Source organism: Bacillota bacterium, from assembly GCA_013178125.1.
Lineage (GTDB): Bacteria > Bacillota > SHA-98 > Ch115 > JABLXJ01 > JABLXL01.
Map to the genome: position 1 here is coordinate 1 of JABLXJ010000042.1, position 23,735 is coordinate 23,735.

18 protein-coding genes are annotated in these 23,735 nt (G+C 58.6%); 16 read left to right on the forward strand and 2 right to left on the reverse strand.

Translation table 11 applies throughout. The features are described from left to right. The first annotated feature begins 17 nt into the window (after positions 1-17). The 7 genes from tsaD (at position 18) to guaA (ending at position 6,577) form a co-directional block, all read left to right on the forward strand. Complete coding sequence (gene tsaD / locus HPY71_15135; protein ID NPV54824.1) at positions 18-1,040, forward strand: tRNA (adenosine(37)-N6)-threonylcarbamoyltransferase complex transferase subunit TsaD; 1,023 nt, start codon at positions 18-20, stop codon at positions 1,038-1,040. Beyond that, a complete protein-coding gene (locus HPY71_15140; protein ID NPV54825.1) occupies positions 1,037-1,192 on the forward strand; it encodes a hypothetical protein in 156 nt (51 codons plus the stop codon). Before tsaD ends, HPY71_15140 begins: the two co-directional genes overlap by 4 nt. Positions 1,193-1,349: 157 nt before the next feature. Continuing rightward, a complete protein-coding gene (locus HPY71_15145; GenBank protein ID NPV54826.1) occupies positions 1,350-2,291 on the forward strand; it encodes an LCP family protein in 942 nt (313 codons plus the stop codon). A 169-nt stretch (positions 2,292-2,460) separates the two neighbouring features. Continuing rightward, a complete protein-coding gene (locus tag HPY71_15150) occupies positions 2,461-3,195 on the forward strand; it encodes a 2-phosphosulfolactate phosphatase (protein ID NPV54827.1) in 735 nt (244 codons plus the stop codon). Between the two features lie 32 nt (positions 3,196-3,227). Then, positions 3,228-4,112: a hypothetical protein gene (locus tag HPY71_15155; protein NPV54828.1), complete on the forward strand. Its 885-nt coding sequence runs from the start codon at positions 3,228-3,230 to the stop codon at positions 4,110-4,112. 205 nt (positions 4,113-4,317) lie between these two features. Further along, positions 4,318-4,923, forward strand: coding sequence for a hypoxanthine phosphoribosyltransferase (hpt, locus tag HPY71_15160; GenBank protein NPV54829.1), 606 nt, complete (start codon positions 4,318-4,320; stop codon positions 4,921-4,923). Positions 4,924-5,080: 157 nt separating this feature from the next. Beyond that, positions 5,081-6,577 carry a glutamine-hydrolyzing GMP synthase gene (guaA, locus tag HPY71_15165; GenBank protein NPV54830.1) on the forward strand — a complete coding sequence of 499 codons (1,497 nt, stop codon included), beginning with the start codon at positions 5,081-5,083 and terminating at the stop codon, positions 6,575-6,577. Between the two features lie 174 nt (positions 6,578-6,751). Here guaA and HPY71_15170 read toward each other — a convergent pair whose 3' ends face one another. Next, positions 6,752-8,098, reverse strand: coding sequence for an NCS2 family permease (locus HPY71_15170; GenBank protein ID NPV54831.1), 1,347 nt, complete (start codon positions 8,096-8,098; stop codon positions 6,752-6,754). Between the two features lie 236 nt (positions 8,099-8,334). Next, entirely contained in the window at positions 8,335-9,390 is a 1,056-nt protein-coding gene (locus HPY71_15175; GenBank protein NPV54832.1) for a DegT/DnrJ/EryC1/StrS family aminotransferase, read from the reverse strand. A gap of 376 nt (positions 9,391-9,766) precedes the next feature. Here HPY71_15175 and pcrA point away from each other — a divergent pair, with 376 nt between their 5' ends. The 9 genes from pcrA to HPY71_15220 all read left to right on the forward strand — a co-directional run bounded on the left by pcrA (position 9,767) and on the right by HPY71_15220 (position 23,685). Then, complete coding sequence (pcrA, locus tag HPY71_15180; protein NPV54833.1) at positions 9,767-12,016, forward strand: DNA helicase PcrA; 2,250 nt, start codon at positions 9,767-9,769, stop codon at positions 12,014-12,016. A gap of 124 nt (positions 12,017-12,140) precedes the next feature. Continuing rightward, positions 12,141-14,240: an NAD-dependent DNA ligase LigA gene (gene ligA, locus HPY71_15185; GenBank protein ID NPV54834.1), complete on the forward strand. Its 2,100-nt coding sequence runs from the start codon at positions 12,141-12,143 to the stop codon at positions 14,238-14,240. Between the two features lie 127 nt (positions 14,241-14,367). After that, the gene (gene gatC, locus HPY71_15190; protein ID NPV54835.1) at positions 14,368-14,661 is read left to right on the forward strand and encodes an Asp-tRNA(Asn)/Glu-tRNA(Gln) amidotransferase subunit GatC; all 294 of its coding nucleotides are present in this window, start codon (positions 14,368-14,370) and stop codon (positions 14,659-14,661) included. Positions 14,662-15,149: 488 nt separating this feature from the next. Beyond that, entirely contained in the window at positions 15,150-16,646 is a 1,497-nt protein-coding gene (locus HPY71_15195) for an NAD(P)/FAD-dependent oxidoreductase (GenBank protein NPV54836.1), read from the forward strand. A gap of 77 nt (positions 16,647-16,723) precedes the next feature. After that, positions 16,724-18,466 carry an FAD-dependent oxidoreductase gene (locus tag HPY71_15200; GenBank protein NPV54837.1) on the forward strand — a complete coding sequence of 581 codons (1,743 nt, stop codon included), beginning with the start codon at positions 16,724-16,726 and terminating at the stop codon, positions 18,464-18,466. A gap of 1 nt (position 18,467) precedes the next feature. Then, positions 18,468-19,049, forward strand: a complete 582-nt coding sequence (locus tag HPY71_15205; protein NPV54838.1) for a glycerol-3-phosphate responsive antiterminator — start codon at positions 18,468-18,470, stop codon at positions 19,047-19,049. Between the two features lie 262 nt (positions 19,050-19,311). Continuing rightward, positions 19,312-20,868, forward strand: a complete 1,557-nt coding sequence (gene gatA, locus HPY71_15210) for an Asp-tRNA(Asn)/Glu-tRNA(Gln) amidotransferase subunit GatA (GenBank protein ID NPV54839.1) — start codon at positions 19,312-19,314, stop codon at positions 20,866-20,868. Further along, complete coding sequence (gatB, locus tag HPY71_15215; protein ID NPV54840.1) at positions 20,861-22,471, forward strand: Asp-tRNA(Asn)/Glu-tRNA(Gln) amidotransferase subunit GatB; 1,611 nt, start codon at positions 20,861-20,863, stop codon at positions 22,469-22,471. Before gatA ends, gatB begins: the two co-directional genes overlap by 8 nt. Before the next feature lie 209 nt (positions 22,472-22,680). Next, positions 22,681-23,685, forward strand: coding sequence for a DMT family transporter (locus HPY71_15220; GenBank protein NPV54841.1), 1,005 nt, complete (start codon positions 22,681-22,683; stop codon positions 23,683-23,685). Positions 23,686-23,735: the final 50 nt, after the last annotated feature.

Genomic DNA, 23,735 nt, shown 5'->3' on the forward strand with positions numbered 1-23,735 from the left:
CGGGACAGGGTGGGGCTATTGTCATCCTGGCATTTGAGACGTCGTGTGATGAGACATCGTGCGCGGTTGTAACCGGCAACGGCACTGTGAGGGCGGCGTCCAATATCATCGCCTCCCAGGTCGAGCTCCACCAGAGATTTGGCGGCGTCGTCCCTGAGATCGCGTCGAGGAGCCATGTCGAAGCGATTATTCCCGTGCTCGACCGCGCCCTCGCAGGCGCCGGCATCGAGCCGCACGAGGTAAACGCCATAGCGGCGACGTTTGGGCCCGGGCTTGTGGGGAGCCTCCTGGTTGGATTATCGGCTGGCAAGGCGGCTTCTTCTGCGCTCGGTGTGCCTCTTATCGGCATCAACCACATCGAGGCGCATATATATGCCAACTTCCTGGAGCACCCGGATCTCTCCCCGCCCCTCGTGTGCCTGACTGTGTCCGGCGGCCACACAGATCTCGTGTATTTCAGAGACCACGGCGATTACGAGGTGATCGGGCGGACCCGGGATGACGCGGCCGGGGAGGCCTTTGACAAGGTAGCCCGAATGCTCGGGTTGGGATACCCTGGCGGGCCGGCCATAGATCGCCTGGCTGCATCGGGCGATCCCCGGGCCATAAACCTCCCGCGCGCGTACCTGGAGGATGAGAGCTATGATTTCAGCTTCAGCGGCATAAAAACGGCCGTCTTGAACTATGTTAATGGGCTGAGGCAGAGGGGTCGAGAGATCCCGGTCCAGGATCTCGCCGCGAGCTTTCAGGCCGCCGTGATCGAGGTGCTGGCCGAAAAGGCTATACGTGCAGCCACTGCATTTAGGGTCAGGCGCCTTGCCCTGTCCGGCGGCGTTGCGGCCAATAGGGCTTTGAGAAGGCTGCTCGAGGAGAGGTGCAGGGATGTGGGGCTCGAGCTCTATTACCCATCGATATCCCTTTGCACCGACAATGCGGCCATGGTTGGATGTGCAGGGTATTATCATTATACCAGGGGCAGGATCGGGGGGGGGCCGGTCAATGCGGTTCCCGGAATCGCCCTGGGCCGGGTGGGATCGTGACCGGATTGCTCAATTATGCGCAGGCCGCAGGCCGGGGGAGGGGCGTATTCTCAGGTTGGGGAAAGGCGCATGTGGATAGTGTGAAAAAGGAGCTGTACATGGCTAAAACCCCGAGGATGGTTGTGGATAACCCTGTGGATAATGTGGATTAAGGTTAATTCTGGGATATGAGGATATCCCCGGTATAGTTATATATGCACTGGTAATGAAGTTTATGACAAGGAGTTTATGGAAGGAAAAAGAGGATAACCTGTCGAATAATGCTAATCATGTTCCCGGCGTGAAGCAGCGGAATCGGAGGGAGAGTTTTTGAGAACGGGGGAATACGACTATCAAACTGGTGTACCCCTCGGCCTGAGGAGGCCGAGGAAAGGAAGGAGAGCCCGGAGGAGGGTCTTTGGCCTGATAGCCCTCACCCTTTGTCTTCTTCTGGCTATAGGGCTCGCTGTCGGGTGGACTATATTCTGCCGGACCGTTGATATCCCAACGGCATTTGGCATTTCGGATAGGCCGGTGAATATCCTTATGCTCGGGAATGATGTTACCTACACAGACAATGGGCGTCCTGTAGAGGCTGCCACCAGGGCCGACACCATTCTATTTTTAAGCATGAATCCAAAGCTTGGATCAGTACACATCGTCTCAATTCCGAGGGATACGCGGGTGCGCATCCCCGGGCATGGGATCGGGAAGATAAATAGCGCACATGCCATCGGCGGCCCGTCCCTGACCATGGAGACCGTTAGTGAGCTTCTCGGGCTCCCTGTGGATCGCTATGTGGAGACGGATTTCAGGGGCTTCTCAGAGCTTATCGATATGATTGGTGGGGTGATCGTGAATGTAGAAAAGGATATGCATTATGTAGATACGTGGGGCAAGTTATCAATCGACTTAAAGCAGGGTAGGCAGAAGCTGGATGGGGACAAGGCCCTCCAGTATGTGAGATTTCGTAATGACGCCCTCGGGGATATCGGGCGTGTGAGGAGACAGCAGGAGCTAGCCAGGGCTCTTGCCCAGCAGGTTCTCCAGCCATCCAACATCGCCAGGGCCCCCCAGCTGGTAGAGACCGCGATGAAATATGTAAAAACCGATATGACCTCGCGGGAGATGCTGGCTACAGGGTGGTTTGTGGGTAAAGTGGCGAGCGGCCACATAGAGACCGCTACGCTGCCGGGCAATTTCGCCCCACGTTACTGGATGCCTGATGAAGATGGTATAAGAGAGCTGGTGAAAGGCATAACTGGGGAGTAGACCCTGAATTTATTTATAGGGGAAGATATAGCTCGATGGGTTGGTAGATATAGGTAGACAGGCAGATAGATACAAGGTTATAGGATATAAGAAGGTAGATATATACAAGATTGTAGATATAAAGTGTTGGCCGAAACTGAGGTGCGGGGGAATAAGGAGGCGTGCCCTGATGAGGGTGGATGTTATTTTTCTACCGCAGGAGCTCGAGACCCGGAGCCTTGACCAGGCAGTTGCTGTCATTATTGATGTCTTGCGGGCGAGCAGCACCATTGTCACAGCTATCGCCAACGGGTGCGAGGAGTTGATCCCAACCCAGACCGTCGAGGAGGCGGTCGAGATAGCCAGGAGCTACGGCAGGGGTGATTTCCTCTTGGGGGGAGAGAGGAAGGGGAATAAGATCGAGGGGTTCGACCTTGGGAATTCTCCTGCGGAATATGTCCCTGACCGGGTAAAGGGGAAGAAAATCATTTTTACTACAACGAATGGGACAGCGGCCATAAAAGCCGCAAGGGGAGCAAGTGCAATCCTCATCGGGTCGTTTTTGAATCTCGAGGCGGTGGCGCATTACGCTCTTGGGCTTGGCAGGGACATTGTCTTCGTCTGCGCTGGCGACGGAAGGAGATTTGCCCTCGAGGACGCAGCCTGCGCCGGCATGATGTGCGACCGTGTCTGCCGTGTGGGCGATAACGTGGTCGAGTCTGACAGCTGCATTGCTGCCCGAAAGATATATGAGGGCTTCCGCGGGAAGGTGGCGGATGCCCTCGCCATGAGCGAACACGGTCGATACCTTGAAGGCATAGGATTGGGGGCTGATCTCGGGCTCTGCGCGCAGACCAACGTTCTCAACGTTGTCCCGTGCATGAGCGAGGGGCATATAGTGAGGAGGGCGCTTCAGGGGTCGTAGCGCAGGGCAAAATAGCGGGAGGGTGAGGCTGCATGGGGAAAAGATCGGGGGTAGCCATCACTCTGTGGGTTGTCATCGCCGCCCTTGTGGTCTTGTCTGCGGCCTTCCTGGCCGGGCGAGCCAGGTTTGTGAGGTTTTTTGAGGCGGCTAGGGAGAAAGAGGCGGCGGCCCGGGTTGAACATGCAATAAAGTCGACACTTGCCCTCACAAGGCTAAGGGTCACGGAGAAATTGTCATTCCCGTCATCAGATAAGCTCCTCAGCACCAGGGATGCGCGAGAGCTTGGAACGGGCCTCTATGAAAGGTCGATAGAGCTCGAGATACCACCAGCGGGCCCGGCAGGTTCAGCGACCCGGGGGATAAGGTTGCACTATAGCTCGGCCTCGGAGGATGCCAGCTTTGAGTCATACCTGGATGGGACCAGGATATTCTTCAGGGCTGGCACTATTGGTGGCCATGCCGGTGAGGCCAAGTGGGTCAAGATTGATGCCGGCGACCTGCCGCGTGTTTCAGGTGCCCTCGACGAGGCGGCGAGGGCGGAGATATCCTGGATGACGTCGGTCAGGGGCGTGGATTCGCTCTTGCCCAGAGGCATCGGAGGGGGAGCCCGCGTCGTTGCCTTACGAAGGGAAAGTGTAGATGGCGTAAGGTATATAGTAGCCGATCTGAGGACGCCGGATCTCGACGCGGAGTTCGCGAAGGGGTCGGGAAAGGGCGGTGCCCAGCCGGAGCCCATGCGCTATGAGGTGCGCGTCTGGGTTCCTGAGGCGGGGGAGGCTTATATAGCCAGGCTCGAGGAGGCTTACGTTTACAGGATGAAGGAACAGGAGACCTATGATTACGTCATAAGTTCCAAGCTTCTTGAGCCTGATGAGAGGCTTGCGATCAAGCTGCCGGAGGATGGGCTTCTGCATTGAATTATCGAGGAATTATCGAGTGAGCTTGCCGGGGACTTATTCATGAGCTTGTCCACGGGGACTTACGGGGTATATAATGTTGCTGTGGCAAAAGTGGTTGTAACTATGTTGTAATATAGTGAGAGGGCCGGAGGGATACCCTTAGAGATGCCCTTTTCCGGCTCGCAGGGGGAAGGGAAGAGGAGCTTTGGAGGGGTTAAATCCGTTGCTTGACGACCTGGAAGGGATCCTGCTTCACGAGGACGAGATAAAAAGGCGTGTAGAGGAACTGGGCGAGCAGATATCTCGCGACTATTGCGGGAAAGAGCTTGTGGTCGTGGGGATTCTAAAAGGGGCGCTTGTATTCATGGCGGACCTTGTGAGACGCCTCTCAATCCCCGTGGTCATAGATTTCGTAGCTATATCGAGCTATGGGGCGGCGACCAAATCGTCGGGGGCGGTGAGGATACTGAAGGACCTGGATGCACCCGTAGAGAACAAGCATGTTTTAATTGTGGAGGACATCATAGACACCGGCCTCACCCTGAGCTACCTGGTGGAGAATCTGAGGGCCAGGAAGCCCCTTTCTGTGAAGATTTGCACGCTCCTTGATAAGCCGGACAGGCGGGAGATCAATATAAGGCCTGACTATAACGGATTCCAGATACCTGATAAGTTTGTTGTCGGCTACGGGCTCGATTACAGCGAGAAATACAGGAACCTCCCCTCTGTTGCGGTTTTGAAGCCCAGGGTCTATCAGGGTCGCAAGGGCGGTTCGCAGGCCAGTGATAGCAACAAAACCGGTTGCTATGGCGCTGGCGGTAAGGGTTAGAAAAGCCCGGCAGGCTATCGCGCACCGGCCCGGGTTGATGGGCTGGGATGGGAAGTAGAGAAGTAGCGAAGTAGAGAAACATTGGTCAGGGAGCGGTAGGAAAGTGGAAGGGCGAGATCAGGCGGTTTTGATTCTGGATTTCGGCTCTCAATATAGCATGCTCATAGCTCGCAAGGTCAGGGAGTGCAATGTCTACTGCGAGATCGTGCGTCATGACATCTCCGCGGGCGAGGTCGCGCGGCTCGCGCCCAGGGGCATTATTCTCTCCGGCGGGCCGTCGAGCGTCTACGGGGATGGGGCACCCGGATGTGATCCTGGCATCTTCTCCCTCGGCATCCCCGTTCTCGGCATTTGCTATGGTATGCAGTTGATGGCCAGGATGCTCGGGGGCAACGTAGGACGGGCTGAGCGGCGCGAGTATGGCAAGGCCGAGCTGGCGATCGATGATGATTCCGATCTTTTTGCGGGGCTCGGCGAATCCACGACGTGCTGGATGAGCCATGGCGACTCTGTCACGGCTGTCCCGCCTGGATTCACAATTATCGCGCATACGCATAATACGCCGGTGGCGGCCATGCGGGACGGGAAGAGGCGCCTCTTTGGGATCCAGTTTCATCCCGAGGTGGCCCACACGCCAAGAGGGAAGGAAATCCTGCAGAATTTCCTCTACAGGGTATGTGGGTGTTCACCATCCTGGACTGCGGCGGCTTTTGTGGAGGAGAGCACCCGGCGCATAAGGGATCAGGTCGGCGGTGAAGGTAGGGCCGTATGCGCCCTGAGCGGCGGGGTGGACTCCTCGACCGCGGCTGTGCTCGTGCACAGGGCTATCGGCCAGAGGCTCACGTGCATCTTCGTGAATAACGGGGTGCTCCGGAAGGGCGAGCCCGAGAGGGTTCTCTCGACATTCAGGGATCACTTCAAGCTCGATGTGATCTATGTGGATGCGAGGGAGCGTTTCCTGGCTACACTGCGTGATGTGCGCGACCCCGAGGAGAAGCGCAAGAGGATAGGCCACGAGTTTATTCGCATATTTGAGGAGGAGGCCAGGAAGCTCGGGAACGTGGAGTTCCTTGTCCAGGGGACGCTTTACCCCGATGTAATTGAAAGCATGGCCTCTGATACCGGCCCTGCCGCGCGTATCAAGAGCCACCACAATGTTGGAGGCCTGCCTGAGGATATGGAGTTAAAGCTGATTGAGCCCCTGCGTTACCTCTTCAAGGACGAGGTGCGCATTGTTGCGCGCGAGCTGGGCCTGCCCGAGGAGATAGTGGGGCGTCACCCGTTCCCGGGGCCCGGGCTTGCCGTGCGCGTCATCGGGGAGGTGACCAGGGAGCGGCTTGATATCCTGCGCGAGGCCGATGCGATTGTTGAGGAGGAGATTCGCAGGGCGGGGCTTTACGATGAGCTGTGGCAGGCTTTCGCGGTATTGCCATCCATCCGGAGCGTGGGGGTGATGGGCGATGAGAGGACTTACGCCTACCCTGTGGCCCTGCGCGCGGTCACGAGCCAGGACGGCATGACGGCGGACTGGGCGAGGCTGCCGTATGATGTGCTCGAACGCATCTCTAACAGGATCATCAATGAGGTGCACGGGGTTAACCGCGTTGTGTATGATATAAGCTCGAAGCCGCCGTCGACGATCGAGTGGGAGTAAAGAGGGGGCCGGCTGGCGGGACAGAGGGCGCGACAACCCACACGTATCATGTGGTGCAGTAGGGTACCCTGTGGGGGATGTAAGCAAGTAAGTCTGCTCGCTCAGGGGGCAATTCGCTCGCAGACTTACTTACTCACCATATCTCGCGTAATGCTGATGCCATCTAATGTTCTTTTATCTTAGCATCATGAACCTGATGATGAAGAGGATCGCCAGGATATACATGGTCAGGCTTATATCCTTCGACTTGCCAGCAAGGAGCTTGATTACCACATAACCGAGCACCCCGAACACTAGGCCCTCAGCTATGCTGTAGGCCAGCGGCATCATGATTATCGTCAGGAACGCCGGTATCGCCTCCGTGAAATCCTCAAATTTGATCTTCACGACCGGCTCCATCATGAAGAGCCCGACCATGATGAGCGCAGGCGCCGTCGCCGCAGTGGGGATCAGCTTCACGAGGGGCGAGAAGAAGAGCGACAGTAAGAAGAGGACCGCAACGACCGCTGCTGTGAGCCCGGTTCGCCCGCCCTCGGCCACGCCGGACGCGCTCTCGATGTAGGTTGTTACCGTGCTTGTCCCAAATACGGCGCCGCCCACCGTGCCGATGGCGTCCGCCATGAGCGCCTGGCCGGACCTGGGGAGCTCGCCGTTCTTATCGAGGAAGCCTGCCTTGGTCGACACGCCGATAAGCGTGCCCACGGTGTCGAACATATCCACAAAGGTAAAGGTGAAGATGACTGTTAGGAGACCTATGTTCAACGCGCCCAGGATATCCATCTGCATGAATGTGGGAGCCAGGCTCGGCGGCATGCTGATAATATCCTTGATCCCGTGCGGGTAGGGCGCGAGGCCGGTGATCATCCCGACGATGCTCGTGATCAGGATGCCCAGCAGGAGGGAGCCCTTAACCCTCCTCGCAAGGAGCAGGCCCATGACCGCGAGGCCAAAGAGCGCGAGGAGGATATTGGGTGATGTGATCTTGCCCAGGGATACCATCGTAGCGTCGTTCTTGACAATGACCCCCGCCTCCTGGAGGCCGATGAAGGCTATGAAGAGCCCGATCCCAACGCCTGTTGCGAGCTTCAGCGTCATCGGGACGCTGTTGACGATCGCCTGCCGCACCTTTGTAAGGGTCAGGAGGAGGAATATCACGCCATCGATGAAGACGGCGCCGAGGGCAACCTTCCAGCTGATCCCCATGCCGAGGACCACGGTGAACGCGAAGAAGGCGTTCAGGCCCATGCCCGGGGCCATGGCAAAGGGGTAATTAGCATAAAGGGCCATAACGAATGTGCCGAGCGCCGTGCCCAGGCACGTGGCAACCATGACGGCCCCGACGTCCATCCCAGCTTTGCCCAGGATGGAAGGGTTGACAATGATGATGTAGGCCATGGTCATGAATGTTGTTACACCTGCAAGGACTTCGGTGCGGACAGTTGTCTTGTTTGCCGATAGTTTAAAGAGATTCTCGAGAAAGCCGGCATCCGCGCTGGCTGCAGCTTTGGTGGCTTGCGACATTCTCAAACCCCCTCAAAGTAAATTTTCTAAGGTTTAACCTTAGCTTCGCCGTCCATCTATATTCGACATCGGATGGTGCGGGACCTTCTCCTATAAGACAAAAAGAAGCACATGCAGATAAAATCTTCATAACGTCAGCACATCAGCAAGTTATAAACCAAACAAGGGAATAAGGGTAGTAAATGCAGTAGATCAGCAAATATGAATAGTGCAAGGGCGGGCGTCAGCCCACCGCGCTATTTACGCAGGGCCTCATGCAGGGCCTCCACCATGAAATCCATGTCCTCCTCGCTCAAGCCGGGATGCACCGGCAGGGAGAGGATGCTGGAGCAAACCCTCTCAGTCACAGGATACTCCTGGGCCGGGGCCGGCCGGGGGCCGAATCTCTCCATAAAGTACGGCTGCGCATACACCGGTACGGGATAGTGGACGGCAGTCTCAATGCCGCGCCGGCTGAGCCGGCAAGCTAGCTCGTCACGGTCGAAGCCCAGCTTTGTTTGATCAACGAGGATTACATACTGGTGGTATGAATGCCTTACATAGCTCGCCTCATACGGCGTCGTGATCCCATCAATGCCCCGGAGCGCCTCGTTGAGCCGCCGGGCATTGTCCCGCCGGCTGCGCGTGAATTCCTCGATCAGTGGGACCTGCTCCCTCCCGATGGCGGCCTGGATTTCAGTCATACGGTAATTGTACCCCAGCATAACGTGGTTATACTTACCACTCTGCCCTATATTGCGCAGCATCCGGAGCTTCTCAGCTATGGAATCCTCGTTGCACGCGATGAACCCACCTTCGCCGCTGTGGAGGTTTTTAGTGCAGTATGTGCTGAAGCAAGTGAGGTTGCCCGTGTTGCCCAGCTTCATGTCATGGTAAACAGCTCCAATGCCCTGCGCCGCATCCTCCACCACCCATAGCCCGTGCCGTCGCGCGATCTCATTGATGGCGTTCATCTCCGCCGGGTGGCCATAAAGATGGACGGTCTCGATCCCAACGGTGCGGGGGGTTATCCTCCCCTCTATGCTGGCAGGATCGATATTGTAGGTTTTCGGATCGATATCCGCGAACACGGGAATTCCACCGCAGTAAAGGATGGCATTTACGCTTGAGGCAAAGGTAAATGGGGTTGTGATGACCTCATCGCCGGGCTTGATGCCGCTGGCGACGATGGCGAGGTGCAAGGCGGCTGTCCCGCTGCTTACCGCCACCACGTGCCTGGCCCCGATGTAGCCCGCAAGCAGCCGCTCAAACTCGGCCACCACGGGGCCGCACACGAGGCGTCCTGAACGCATGACATTTAGGACGGCATCCTCGATCTTTTCGCTATAAAATGGCTTCGCAATGGGGATTCTTCTTACTGGCTGTTCTGGCTGTCGGTTTGCCGATTGGCATGACGAACTTGTTTGCAATTACATAGCTACCCCTTTCTCAGAAAAAATCAGCCTCAATTTCTGAATATACACCTTGGCGCCGCAACTGTGAAGGGGGTATAATTAATCTTGTCCAGCCAGTGCCCCGGTGTGCCCGGGCATGTAAGTATTTTCCAGTCAAGACTTGGGACAGTCAAGGCTTGGGATAGTTGAAATCTGTGATAGTTAAGACCTGAGCCGGTCAAAACCTGAGTCGAAGCAAAACTTGAGTCAAAGCTCGAGACCTTGGGGGTTGAAGATGAGATCTCTGCTTGATGACCTGAATCCGAGGCAGCGCGAGGCGGTGTGCCATACCGAAGGCCCACTCTTGATTCTTGCCGGGGCCGGGAGCGGCAAGACCAGGGTGATAACCTACAGGATAGCCTATCTGATCGGCGAGAAGGACGTCTTCCCCGGTAGCATACTCGCTGTGACTTTCACAAATAAGGCCGCGAATGAGATGCGCGAGAGGGTGGCGGGCCTCGTGGGCCCCTGGGCCCGGAGCGTCCATATAAGCACATTTCATTCATTCTGCGTCCGGGTCTTACGGTGCGACATCGACAGGCTCGGGATGACCAGGGATTTTACCATATTCGATGCATCCGACCAGCAGGCCGCGGTCAAGCAGGCCCTACATGACTTGAATATCAATGACAAGCAGTTTACGCCCGCCGGCGTCCTGGGGACCATCAGCAACGCCAAGAATGAGCTCGTAAGACCGGCCGATTTTGCCGAGGCAGCCACGGGATTCTATGAAAAGACCGTTGCCAGGATATACGGGGCTTACCAGTCTATTTTACAGAAGAACAATGCCCTCGATTTTGATGACCTCCTGATGGAGACGGTGGAGCTTTTCAGGGGGTTCCCCGAGGTGCTCGGGGGCTACCAGGAGAAGTTTAAATATATCATGGTGGATGAATACCAGGATACCAACCGGGCCCAGTACGTCATCGTCAGGCTCCTGGCCGCGAGGCACCGGAACCTGTGCGTGGTGGGCGATGAGGACCAGTCGATATATGGCTGGCGGGGCGCGGATATAAGGAATATCCTCGATTTCGAGGAGGATTACCCCGATGCCAGGGTCATCAAGCTGGAGGAGAACTACCGGTCGACCAGGGCTATCCTGGAGGCCGCGAACGAGGTTATAAAGAACAATCGGGAGAGAAAGGACAAGGCCCTCTGGACCCGGAACCCCGGGGGCGAGTTGATCAGGTGTTTCGCCGCCGCGGATCAACATGAGGAGGCCCGGTTTGTTGCGAATGAGATACTCAGGGAGCGCAGCGAGATGGGGAGGGGCTATAAGGATTTCGTCGTGCTCTACCGGATGAACGCCCAGTCCCGCGTCTTTGAGGATGTGTTCATGAGCCTCGGTATACCCTATAAGATCGTCGGGGGCCTCAGGTTTTATGAGCGCAAGGAGATAAAGGATATCATAGCCTACCTGCGCCTGATCCTGAACCCGGGCGATGGTGTATCCCTCCAGCGGGTGATAAACGTGCCCAAACGGGGGATCGGCGATATCACCATCGAGAGGCTTGCGGCGTTTGCCAGGCAGGAGGATATCGGCATGTTCGAGGCCATGCGGAGGGCCGGCGAGATAGAGGCCATACCGGAGAGGACGAGGACGCAGGTTTCCAGGTTTGCGGGTATGATCGAGGAGCTTGTTGCGAAGCGCGACGAGCTTTCCCCTACAATGCTGGTGAATGAGGTGCTCGAGAGGACCGGGTATTTGAGAGAGCTCGAGGCCGAGCGAACGGTCGAGGCGCTCGCAAGGATCGAGAACATAAAGGAGTTGCTCTCCGTGACCCGGGAATTCGAGGCGCGCCAGTCCGCATCCGGGGGGGAGGGCTCGCTCGCGGCGTTTCTGGAGGAGGTGGCGCTCATATCGGATATCGATACCCTCAAAGAGGACGAGGAAGGCGTCACCCTGATGACGCTGCATTCGGCCAAGGGCCTTGAATTCCCCGTGGTGTTTATCGCCGGGATGGAGGAGGGGCTTTTCCCGCACGCCAGGGCGCTCATGGATGACGGGGAGCTCGAGGAGGAACGGCGCCTCTGTTATGTGGGGATCACCCGCGCTATGGAACAGCTCTACCTCACCCGCGCCCGCAAGCGGATGATTTACGGAGAATCCTCGGATACGCTCCCCTCCAGGTTCCTTGCGGAGATACCCGTTGATCTGGTGGTGGACTGGCCCGGCTCGACGGGCGCGGGTGAGGGCGCGTACGCGCACGTTGATTCCGCCGGTTCTGCTAGCGCTGCTGGCTCTGCCGGTTCCGCGGATTCCATAAATCCCGTCGATCTCAACAGTCCTGCTAGTTCTGCGAGGAGCACCGATGCCCGCAGGGCCTTCCGGTCCGGGGACAAGGTGAGGCATGAGAAGCTGGGGCACGGCACGGTTGTCAGTATAGAGGGGGAGGGGGAGGACGCTATTCTGACGATAGCCTTCCCGGGGCTCGGCGTGAAGAAGTTTATGCTCGGTTACGCCCCGATTCATCACGCAGGCTGAGCCAGCCGCATGAGCTCGAGCTTTGCACCGTTATGGAGTATTTATGGGGTATTTGTGGGACGTCTGCGGGGCGTCTGTGGGGCGTCTTCAGGGTGTTTGCAGGGTGTTTGTGGGGGTGAAGGAGATGGCAGAGGGCAGGAGGCAATTGGAGCTCGATCTCCCCGGCCCCGGCGAGGAGGACGGCGCCAGGAGGCGGGTCGAGGAGCTTCGCAGGATCATTGAGCACCATAACTACCGTTACTACGTCCTGGATGATCCCGAGATATCCGATGCGGAGTTCGATGCCCTGATGAGGGAGCTCGCGGCGCTCGAGGCGCAGCACCCCGAGCTCGTGACGCCGGATTCGCCGACCCAGAGGGTTGGGGGCAAGGCCGTTGAGGGGTTCGCCCCGGTCGTCCACAGGGTGCCCATGCTGAGCCTCGCGAATGCGTATAGTTTTGAGGAGCTTCGCGCATTCGATGCCCGGGTCAGGCGGTTTCTGGGGGCAGCAGCTCACGGCCTCGAGTATGTAACGGAGCTCAAGATCGACGGCCTCGCTGTCTCGTTGCTCTATGAGGATGGGCGGTTCATCCAGGGCGCCACGCGAGGCGATGGGGAGGTCGGTGAGGATGTAACCCACAACCTCAGGACGATCAGGTCCATACCCATGAGGCTGCGGGGCGGTGAGGGGTTGACGCTCGACGTCCGCGGCGAGGTCTACATGGTGAAGCGCGAGTTTGAGAAGCTGAATGAGGAGAGGCGGCGGGCCGGGGAGCCGCTTTTCGCGAATCCGCGCAATGCCGCAGCGGGGTCGCTTCGCCAGCTGGATCCGGGCGTTACGGCTTCGAGGCCCCTCGATATATTCCTCTATGCCGTCGGCCACTCGCCGGACAGGAGGTTCGCCACTCACATGGAGGTCCTCGAGGCATTGAAACGCCTGGGCTTCAGGGTGAATTCTAACATCGAGCTCTGCCGCGATATCAATGAGGTAATAGAATATTGTGAGCGTTGGGGTGAGAGGCGCGGGGAGCTGGACTACGAGATAGACGGGATCGTCGTAAAGGTGAATTCCCTGGAATTGCAGGAGATGCTGGGCGCGACGGCGAAGAGCCCGCGCTGGGCCATAGCGTACAAGTTCCCGGCGAGGCAGGGGACGACGGTGATAAAGGATATAAGGGTCCAGGTCGGCAGGACGGGGGCGCTCACGCCTCTAGCCATCCTGGAGCCTATAGAGCTCGCGGGCTCGGTTGTGAGCCGCGCCACCCTCCATAATGAGGACATGATAAGGAGCAAGGACATACGCATAGGGGACACCGTGATCGTTCAGAAGGCCGGGGATGTGATACCCGAGGTTGTAAGGGTGGTAAAGGAGGGGCGGACCGGGAACGAGCGCGAATTTATCATGCCGTCGAGGTGCCCTGAATGCGGTTCGGACGTTGTAAGGCTCGAGGGAGAGGCCGTTGCCAGGTGCGTGGGTGTGAAGTGCCCCGCCCAGCTGAGGGAGGGGATTCTCCACTTCGCCTCGAGGGACGCAATGGACATAGAGGGGATGGGGCCCGCGATCGTGACGCAGCTTCTCGACAGGGGCCTGGTGAGGGACTTTGCCGATATCTACTACCTGGAGTTCGATGACCTTGCCGGGCTCGAGAGAATGGGGAAGAAGTCGGCGCAGAACCTCCTCGATGCTATAGAGGCTAGCAAGGATCGGGGCCTCGCGCGGGTCGTCTATGCCCTCGGTATACGGCATGTGGGCGAGAATGTCGCGCGGATGCTGGCGGAGAGATTCGGGGATATGGAGAGCCTCATGAAGGCCGGCATCGAGGAGCTCACGGCCGTTCCGGAGATTGGACCGAGGATAGCCGAGAGCGTAGTCGCATTCATGTCCGAGGAGGGGAATCGGGATGTTATCCGGCGGCTCCAGGAGGCTGGGGTGAGGATGACGGAGGACCGGGCGGGGATGGGAGGAGCCGGGGAGCCTGGCGCTGGCGGGCCTGGCCGTGGCACCGTGGATTTTCCTTTGAGCGGCAAGACCTTTGTCCTCACAGGGGGGCTCGAGCGCTTCACGCGCGACGAGGCCGAGGAGATGATCCGGCGGCTCGGCGGCAGGACGAGCGGGAGCGTTTCGCGAAAGACTGATTATGTTGTCGTGGGCAAGGACCCCGGCTCGAAATATGATCGCGCGCGGGAGCTTGGGGTCGCTATACTAGATGAAGAAGGCTTTATGAAGCTCATAGGTGGAAAATGAGGTCTCATTGAATTGGGAACCGGGGGATTGGGAATCGGGTCCTCATTGGATTGGGGATTGGGTCAGGTAGTCTAAACTGGTCAATTGAATCGGATAGAGCATAGGGCATGGTAAGGGGGTTTTATGTATGCCCATAACGAAGCAGGATGTTGAGCATGTAGCGGCGCTCGCCAGGCTCGAGCTGAGCGAGGAGGAGAAGGAATCCCTCACCGACCAGCTCGGCAAGATACTGGAGTATGCGGACAAGTTGAAGGAGCTCGATACGGAGGGTGTCCCTCCGACGGCGCATCCCCTGCCGGTCAAGAACGTTTTCAGGGAGGACAGGGTGCGCCCATCGCTGCCCGTTGACGAGGCGCTGGCCAATGCGCCCGAGCGGGAGGGCGACTTCTTCAAGGTGCCGAGGATCATGGAGGTAGATTGAGCCGGTCCGCAAGCAAGGCTGAGTTGGTCTATAAGCAAAGTTAGGCCAGCCGGTGCCCAGGGCCGCGCGCCGGGTCTTTTCGAACTGCATTTTCGGACTACAATTGAGGTGATTTTTAGAGGATTTCAGACGGGGGTCGCGAATATTATTATTGATGGAGGATTATTATTGTTACAGGATTAACTAGTTGGGATTAACTGGTTACTGATCGGGCGTCTGGTTGCGGAACCGGAGATTTATGGAGAGTTCCGTCTGGCGCGGGTTTACCAGCTTAGTTTGTGCTGGTTTTGCCCCGCTGGCGGAACTCTAATTTTTTCTTAGCACTTATAACCCTTGGGATGGGCGATGCCGGTGGCAGACACTATTCCCGGCGGACGATGCTGGTTTTAAACATCGTGTGGGGCGGACGATGCTGACATTTTAGTCGGTGATTTTCAGGCGAGGTAGCCGGCGGTTTTAAGTGAGGGCTGAAAAGGGGTTGATGAGACATGGGAACGGGGATCAGGAGCGCGGCCTGCGGGATTGCGGATATTGCCATAATAGGCGGCGGGGTGGTTGGATGCTCCATAGCGCGCGAGCTATCCAGGTATGAACTGAATGTGGTGCTTATTGAAAAGGAGGCCGAGGTGGGCTTTGGGACGAGCAAGGCCAATAGCGGCATCGTCCATGCGGGGTTTCACTCGGAGAGGGACACCCTGGAGGCCAGGCTCTGCGTTGAAGGAAACAGGTTGTTCGACGGACTCTGCGGGGAGCTCTCGGTGCCCTTTAGGCGCAATGGCTCGCTCCTCGTCACAAAGACCGCTCGGGATATAGCCGAGCTCGAGCGCCTTCGCGCGCAGGGGATATACAACGGCGTGCCGGGCCTCGAGATCCTAAGCGGCCAGCAGGTCCTAGATCTGGAGCCCGGCCTCTCGCGCGAGGTTGTAGCTGGACTCTACGCCCCGACCGCCGGGGTTGTGTCCCCCTACGAGCTGACCATGGCCCTGGCCGAGAATGCCCAGGCCAACGGGGTGCGTTTCATGACGGGCTGCGAGGTATGGGGCATGATAATTGAGGATGGCGGCAATCTGAGTTCCAATCCGAGTTTGAACCGGAATCTGGGTTTGAAGCGGCTGAGGTCCTCGCGCGGGGACATAATTGTGCGTTATGTAATCAACGCTGCGGGGTTGTTTGGCGACGATGTGGCGGCGCTCGCTGGAGGGGAGCGCCCATTCCGGATCATCCCCCGGAAGGGGGAGGAGTACATCCTCGACCGGCGGGTCGGGGCGCTGGTCACCCGGACGATATTCCCGATGCCGACGCCCAACTCCAAGGGCATACTCGTGATCCCGACCGCGGACGGGAATATCATGATCGGGCCCACCGCCGTGGAGGTGGAATCAAAGCACGATCTCGGGACGACGCGTGCCGGGTTTGATGAGATATTCAGGGCCACGCGCGACCTCGTGCCATCCATCGATTCCAGGGATATCATAGCCTCATTTGCAGGGTTGAGGGCGGCCTCGGACCGGCACTCCTTCATAATAGAGCGTTCGCCGGGCGTGAGGGGCTTCATGAACGTCTGCGGGATAGAGTCGCCCGGCCTCACGGCGTCGCCGGCCATAGCCAGGATGGTCGCCAGCATGATCGGGGAGGAAATGGCCCTGAGGCCCAAGCGTTCCTTCAATCCGGAACGGCGCCCGGCGCCGGGGTTCCGGGAGATGAGCGCTGCGGAGAGAAGGGCAGCTATAGCGAGGGATCCCGCCTACGGCCGGATCGTATGCCGGTGTGAGCTCGTATCCGAGGCCGAGGTCGTGGACACTATAAGGCGCGGGGCGCGCACCCTGGACGGGGTGAAATTCAGGACGCGGGCGGGCATGGGCAGGTGCCAGGGCGGGTTCTGCACGCCGCGGGTGATGAGTATCCTGTCCAGGGAGCTGGGGGTTCCCATGGAGAGGCTCACGAAGCGCGGGGACGAGTCCTTCCTTGTTACAAGACGATATTGAAGGCATGCGAGTAAGGAAAAGTGTCGGTAATCTCGGACTCACACTTGGGTCAGTGAATTATAGAGGGGTGCCGTGATATGAATAATATAGTTGCCAAACCGGATATCGATGTCGCGATAATCGGGGGCGGCCCCGCGGGATTGGCCGCGGCGATCGGGGCATGCAATGCCGGCGTTGATCCCGACCGAGTGCTCATCCTGGAGCGCGGCGAGCGCCTGGGGGGCATACTGCCGCAGTGCATCCACCACGGTTTCGGGCTTCACAGGTTCAAGGAGGAATTGACGGGGCCGGAGTATGCCGATCGCTTCATTAGAAAGGTGGAGCGCCTGGGGGTCAAGGTATTGCTCGACACAATGGTCATCGAGCTGGGCGCGGATCGACACATCACGGCTGTGAGCGACAGGTATGGCCTGGTCAGCCTCGTGCCGGGGGCGGTCATCCTCGCCATGGGTTGCCGCGAGCGCACCAGGGCCCAGATCCGCATACCTGGCACCAGGCCGGCCGGTATATTCACGGCCGGAACCGCCCAGAGGCTGGTGAACATCGAAGGCTACCTGCCGGGCCGGCGCGCCGTCATCGTTGGGTCCGGCGATATCGGTCTCATCATGGCGAGGCGGCTCGCCATCGAGGGGGTCGAGGTCGCGGGCGTATTCGAGATATTGCCCTATCCTGGCGGCCTCGTGCGAAACATCGTGCAATGCCTGGATGATTTCGGTATCCCGCTTTACCTCAGCCATACCGTAATCGAGATTCACGGGAAGGACCGGGTAACCGGCGTGACCGTGGCCGAGGTAGATAATGGCGGAAACCCGGTCCCGGGGAGCGAGCGGTATATCCAGTGTGACACGGTTCTTCTTTCGGTCGGCTTGATCCCCGAAAACGAGCTCTCCCGGATGGCTGGCGTGGAGATCGACCCCCTGACGGGCGGCCCAGCCGTGACGGGGGACTTTCAGACGAGCGTGAGCGGGATATTTGCATGTGGCAATGTCTTGCACGTCAACGAGCTGGTTGACGATGTAAGCGATGAGGGTGAGCGTGCCGGGCGTGAGGCAGGGCTTTATGCTATGGAGGCGACGCATGCCACGGAGGCGACACGCCCGCACTTGGGGGGCCGCCTGGAATTTGGCAGGCCGGGAATTCAGCAGGTCCAGCGCAGGCGCGTGGCTGCTAGGCTGAAGGCCAGGGCGGGGAGCGGTAGCAAGAGTAGTAGCATAGCAAGTAGCAGTAATAGCATAGCAGGTGGCATAGCGAGTAAGGCAGCGCATGGAGATTCCATGCAGGTCATATGCACCATCTGCCCCGTGGGGTGTGAGATAGAGGTCAGGAAGATGGCGACGGCGACGGCGATGCCAACGGCGATGGCAATGGCGACGGCGGCTACAGCGGGGGAGGCGGCTGGCGCGCTGGCTGGCGCTGGCGCTGACGGCGGCGGCGAGACCGAAGGCCTCGAGGTAAAAGGGAATAAATGCAAGCGAGGTGTGGCCTATGCGATGGAGGAATTTACGGCTCCGAAGCGAACCCTAACTACGACGGTGCGGGCGAAGGTTGCGGGCGGCCCCGATGTGTTCATTCCCGTCCGGACGAGCTCGCCCATCCCCAGGGACCTCCTGTTGCCTGCAGCGCGTGAGCTGGCAAGGGTCGAGGTGAGGGAGCCGCTCGAGATCGGCGATATAATCGTCGGGGATATCCTGGGCTCGGGGGTCGATGTGATTGCAACTGCCAGCCTCCATGTTGGTCCTGGTCACGATCATGATGTCGATATCGTTCCCGGCCATGCCGGTTACGATGGCATGGTTCCTGGGCATGAAGGAGCGCTGTGAAATGACATGTTCTGTGGATGAATTCATATCCCGGCTGCGGGCGAACCCTGTCATCGCCGGTGTAAAGAGCTTGAAGGATGTCGATGTGGCCATCCGCTCGGGGCTGGATGTCATATTCCTTCTGACCGGCACGATATTCGACCTCCGGGAGGCTGTGGCGCGCGCCAGAGCCGGGGGCAGGATCATATTCGGCCATGTCGACCTCATAGACGGGATCGGCAAGGATAAGGCCGGGATGCGGTTCCTCGCGGAGGAGATCGGCGTCGACGGCATCTTGACCACCCGCAATGCCCTGGTGAGGGCGGCCATGGCTGAGGGGCTCATCGCCGTGCAGCGGCTGTTCCTCCTTGACTCGGAGTCCCTCAAGACTGGGGTTAATGTGGTGCAGTCGACAAATCCCCACGCTGTTGAGGTGTTGCCCGGGCTCGTGCTGCCAGCCGTGGTTCATAGGCTCCCTGTTCGCGCCCTCCCTCCCTTCATAGGTGGCGGCCTCATCGAGACTCGCGAGGAACTTGATGCCGTCCTGGCCACCGGCGCACTGGGGGTCTCCACAAGCAAGAAAGCCCTCTGGGTGCGGGTGTGAAAGCGGCCCTGATGCTTTGATCCTGACCAGAGAAGCCTCGAGCCCTGAAGCCTGCCACTCTACCGCTCTGTCATCCTGACTCGGAGCTTGACAAGCCCGCGAGTGAGCCGTATCTTGGATATAGTATCAATATAGTGTCAAGGTATAAGTGCCAGGTGATTTTCTGATTTTCGTGCTAGATTCTGGAAAGGGGGCCGGGTTCCTTTTGACATCAAGGCCGTTGAATGAGTTGAATGAATTCACCGCTCATGCCCTGCATGATATGCTCATCAGGGGGGAAATCAGCTCACAGGAGATAGTCCAGTCGGTCTATCGCAGGATAGATGAGGTCGAGCCGGACGTGAGGGCCTTTGTCACGTTGACCCGGGATGAGGCGCTCAACCAGGCGAGAGAGGCCGATGAAAGGATCCGGAGGGGCGAGGATGTGGGGCCCCTCACCGGAATCCCCGTTGCCCTCAAAGATAACCTGTGCACGCGCGGGGTCCGGACGACATGTTCCTCGAAGATACTGAAGGATTTCATTCCGCCATATGACGCCACCGTCGTTGAGCGCCTGAGAAGGTGCGGGGCTATAGCTATAGGGAAGACTAACTTGGACGAGTTTGCCATGGGGTCCTCGACGGAGAATTCCGGGTTCTTCACGACGCGAAACCCCTGGGATCTCTCGAGGGTGCCCGGCGGCTCGAGCGGGGGAAGCGCAGCCGCCGTGGCGGCCGGTGAGACCATCGTGGCGCTGGGTTCGGATACAGGAGGCTCCATCCGGCAGCCCGCATCATACTGCGGCGTTGTCGGCCTCAAACCTACATACGGCGCCGTATCCCGGTATGGCCTTGTCGCGTTCGCGTCGTCCCTCGACCAGATCGGGCCGCTGACAAAGGACGTGAGGGATTGCGCGATCGTCATGAACGCCATCGCCGGGTATGATCCCTGCGATTCCACCTCGGTGGACAGGCAGCACCCGGATTATACGAGTTTCCTGGTGCCCGAGGTCAAGGGCTTGCGCTTCGGCATTCCAAGGGAGTATTTCGGCAAGGGGCTGGACGACGATGTCAGGGCTGCCATCGATAACGCGATAAAGACGTTTGAGGGCCTGGGCGCCATCCCTGTAGAGGTATCGCTCCCGCACTCTGAATATGCCCTTGCCGCGTACTACCTGGTGGCGCCCGCCGAGGCGAGCTCCAACCTCGCCCGCTACGACGGCGTCAAGTACGGCTACAGGGCTCAGGGCCAGCCGGACTCGGTTACCATGACCAGGCGCACGCGGCGCGAGGGATTCGGGGCAGAGGTGAAGCGCCGCGTCATGCTCGGAACTTACGCGCTGAGCTCGGGCTACTACGATGCATACTACCTGAAGGCTTTGAAGGTCCGCACGCTGCTGGTGAGGGATTTCGAGGCGGCCTTTGAAAAGTGCGATTTCATTATCTCGCCTACCTCGCCGACAGTTGCGTTTAAAATTGGAGAAAAAATGGACGACCCGCTGTCTATGTACCTGACTGACATCTACACAATCACGGCCAACCTAGTGGCCGTGCCGGGCCTTTCGATACCGTGTGGTTTTGGCAGCGATGAAATGCCCGTAGGGCTCCAGCTTCTCGGAAAACATTTTGACGAGGGCACCATCATCAGGGCGGCCTACGCCTTTGAGCAGGCAACAGGTGGTGCCGGGATTCTTGCCGGGATTCTGGCGAGGCTCAAGAGGAGACGGCCTGCGGGTGTTGACGAGGGGACCCCGGACAGTGGGATACAGGACAGTAGGATACGGGATAGAGACGAGGATAAGGTCAGGGGCGGCGTAGGAGGTGGAATTCGCCATGAATAGTGGCTTTAATAGCAGCAATAGCAGCGACAGCAGCGACACCGGCAGCGGCACGAACGTGATCGGCAGTGGCATCGGTACGGCCGTAGGATACAGTGGCAATGGAGAGTATGATGGAGAATACGGCGGAGATTATGGCGGAGGAGAGTATGGCGAATATGAAGTGGTAATCGGGCTCGAGGTCCACGCCGAGCTTCAAACAGAGTCGAAGATGTTCTGCGGGTGCAGCACAAAATTCGGCGCGGCCCCCAATTCCCATGTATGCCCCATCTGCCTGGGCATGCCCGGCGTCCTCCCGGTGATCAACCGGAAGGCCGTGGAGTTCGCCATTCGCGCGGGGCTCGCTTTGAACTGCGAGATCGCCGAGTTCAGCAAGTTTGACCGGAAGAACTATTTCTACCCCGATCTTCCTAAGAACTACCAAATATCCCAGTATGACCTCCCCCTATGCCGGAATGGCTATATTGATATTTCTAGCGAGAGGAGAATCAGGATAAGGCGCGTTCACCTCGAGGAGGAGGCGGGGAAATCCATCCATGAGGGGCAGAATATACTCGAGTCCAGCTTCTCGTTGGAGGATTACAATCGCACGGGCATCCCGCTCCTCGAGATAGTGAGCGAGCCCGATATACGATCGCCCAGGGAGGCGTATGTATATCTCAGTACGCTGAGGTCCATCCTGCAGTATATCGGCGTATCAGACTGCAAGATGGAGGAGGGGTCGCTACGCTGTGATGCAAACATTTCGGTGCGGCCTCGAGGCAGCATCCAGTACGGGGCGCAGACCGAGCTGAAGAACCTTAATTCGTTCCGCGCCGTGGAGAGGGGCCTTGAATTCGAGGCGGAGCGCCAGATAAACGCCCTGAGGCGAGGGGAGCGGGTCGTCCGGGAGACGCGGCATTGGGATGAGGCAAGGGGCGTCACCGTCCCGATGCGAAGCAAAGAGGAGGCGCATGACTACCGCTACTTCCCCGAGCCGGACCTCGTACCGATGGTCATTGGGCGCGAATGGGTCGAGCGGGTCCGCGGAGAGCTGCCCGAGCTGCCGGGCGCGCGTAAGGAGCGGTTCATCGTGGAGTACGGCCTCCCGGAGTATGATGCCGACCTCATAACGGAGTCCAGGGCCATGGCCGACTTCTTCGAGGCGTGTGCCAGGAGCTACAGGGATCCCAAGGTCGTAAGCAACTGGATAATGGGCGAGCTATCGCGTCTCATGAATGAGTCCGGCAAGGATATCAGCGAGGTGCTCATAACCCCGGAAGGCCTCGTCGAGATGCTGGAGCTCATTGATGATGGGGTCATCACCGGCAAGATCGCCAAGACCGTGTTCGAGGAGATGTTCAGGACGGGCAAGGCCGCCCGGGAGGTTGTGGAGGAGAAGGGCCTCGTGCAGATAGCCGATGAAAGCCAGCTTCTGGGCGTTATAGACCAGGTTATAGCCGAGAACCCCGGGCCCGTAGCGGATGTCGCGTCAGGCAAGGACAAGGCGATCACCTTTCTGGTCGGCCAGGTTATGCGCAAGACCCGGGGGCGGGCCAACCCCCAAGTCGCGACGAGGCTACTGCGGGAGAGGCTCCAGGGCGGAAGCGGCGACAGCAGCGCGTGATTCGCTATTCGCTGATGGAGTCTGCTATTCGCCAATATGGTGGCGGGTAATAAGAGGATACAGGCAGGCAATGGTGGATACGGGGTACAGAATGTGCGGAGAATATGAATATAGGGAGAGTGTGGATATAGATAGATGATGGATAGATAGATGATAGATTATGCACAGGTAGAGAAGGCAAGGCATGGCAGGGGGGCAGCTAAAGGGGAATGAAAAAGGCCAGGGCATGGGCTGATGCCTCATTACTCATCGTCACATTAATATGGGGCTCGGCTTTTGTCCTGGTTAAAGACATTGTCCGGACTGTGCCGCCAATAGTGCTGGTCGCGACGAGGTTTCTTGCCGCAACCGTGTTATTGGGCGCCGTCATGGCGCCGCGCCTCCGATTCATAAACAGGCGCCTTCTTGCCGCCGGTAGCCTTATAGGGGTGATCCTGTTTAGCGGGTTCATCCTACAGACCGTTGGCATTGAATATACATCGGCTTCAAAGGCCGCCTTCATAACAGCCCTTTCAGTTGTGATGGTCCCGCTCTTCGCCGCTCTCGTGTTGAAGCAGAAGCCTACGGCGTTATCTCTCATAGGGGCCGGCCTCGCCATGCTCGGCCTCGCGCTCCTGACCCTTCACCCCGGCCCGGGAGCGGGGGCCGGCGGCCATGCCGTGGGTGGGCTCCTCGTGAATGCGGGGGATATTATAATCTTCATGGGGGCTATTGCCTTTGCTCTGCACATAGTCTTTGTAGGTAGATACGCCCCCTCCCTGGATGTGCCGCTGCTCGTCCTCATCCAGATGGCTACCGTGGCGATAATAAGCTGGGCCGAGATCGCTATTGAGGCAGTCGTAGCGGCGATCATGTGGGATTCCGTACAGGGCTTGATGAGGGGCTTCGACAGGGGCCTCAACCTCCCTGACTTGCCGTGCAGGCTCGCTGGCTGGTGGGCCATGGACTTCAGGAGTGTCACCCCGAGGACCTGGGTGGCAATATTATTTCTGGGGGTTTTCGGCACAGCCCTGGCGTTTTTTATACAGAACGCCGCCCAGAGGTTCACGACTCCGACGCGCGTGGCAATTATCTTCTCCACTGAGCCTGTATTTACCGCGATTTTCGCCCGTGTCTTCTTCGGAGAGGCGCTCGGGATGAGGGGGGTGCTGGGATCTATCCTCATCCTCGCCGGGACCATTGTGGCAGAGCTGCCGGCGAGGGGGGATGGGTAGATAGACAGATGGATAGATGGTTGGACTAGATGGATAGTGGTGCTTGGCAG

Coding starts and splice junctions, on each gene's coding strand:
- HPY71_15150 (NPV54827.1), top strand. CDS start 2,461: ATGAGGGTGGATGTTATTTTTCTACCGCAGGAGCTCGAGACCCGGAGC.
- HPY71_15155 (NPV54828.1), top strand. CDS start 3,228: ATGGGGAAAAGATCGGGGGTAGCCATCACTCTGTGGGTTGTCATCGCC.
- guaA (NPV54830.1), top strand. CDS start 5,081: ATGCTCATAGCTCGCAAGGTCAGGGAGTGCAATGTCTACTGCGAGATC.
- HPY71_15170 (NPV54831.1), bottom strand. CDS start 8,098: ATGTCGCAAGCCACCAAAGCTGCAGCCAGCGCGGATGCCGGCTTTCTC.
- HPY71_15175 (NPV54832.1), bottom strand. CDS start 9,390: ATGCGTTCAGGACGCCTCGTGTGCGGCCCCGTGGTGGCCGAGTTTGAG.
- pcrA (NPV54833.1), top strand. CDS start 9,767: ATGAGATCTCTGCTTGATGACCTGAATCCGAGGCAGCGCGAGGCGGTG.
- ligA (NPV54834.1), top strand. CDS start 12,141: ATGGCAGAGGGCAGGAGGCAATTGGAGCTCGATCTCCCCGGCCCCGGC.
- gatC (NPV54835.1), top strand. CDS start 14,368: ATGCCCATAACGAAGCAGGATGTTGAGCATGTAGCGGCGCTCGCCAGG.
- HPY71_15195 (NPV54836.1), top strand. CDS start 15,150: ATGGGAACGGGGATCAGGAGCGCGGCCTGCGGGATTGCGGATATTGCC.
- HPY71_15200 (NPV54837.1), top strand. CDS start 16,724: ATGAATAATATAGTTGCCAAACCGGATATCGATGTCGCGATAATCGGG.
- HPY71_15205 (NPV54838.1), top strand. CDS start 18,468: ATGACATGTTCTGTGGATGAATTCATATCCCGGCTGCGGGCGAACCCT.
- gatA (NPV54839.1), top strand. CDS start 19,312: ATGCTCATCAGGGGGGAAATCAGCTCACAGGAGATAGTCCAGTCGGTC.
- gatB (NPV54840.1), top strand. CDS start 20,861: ATGAATAGTGGCTTTAATAGCAGCAATAGCAGCGACAGCAGCGACACC.
- HPY71_15220 (NPV54841.1), top strand. CDS start 22,681: ATGAAAAAGGCCAGGGCATGGGCTGATGCCTCATTACTCATCGTCACA.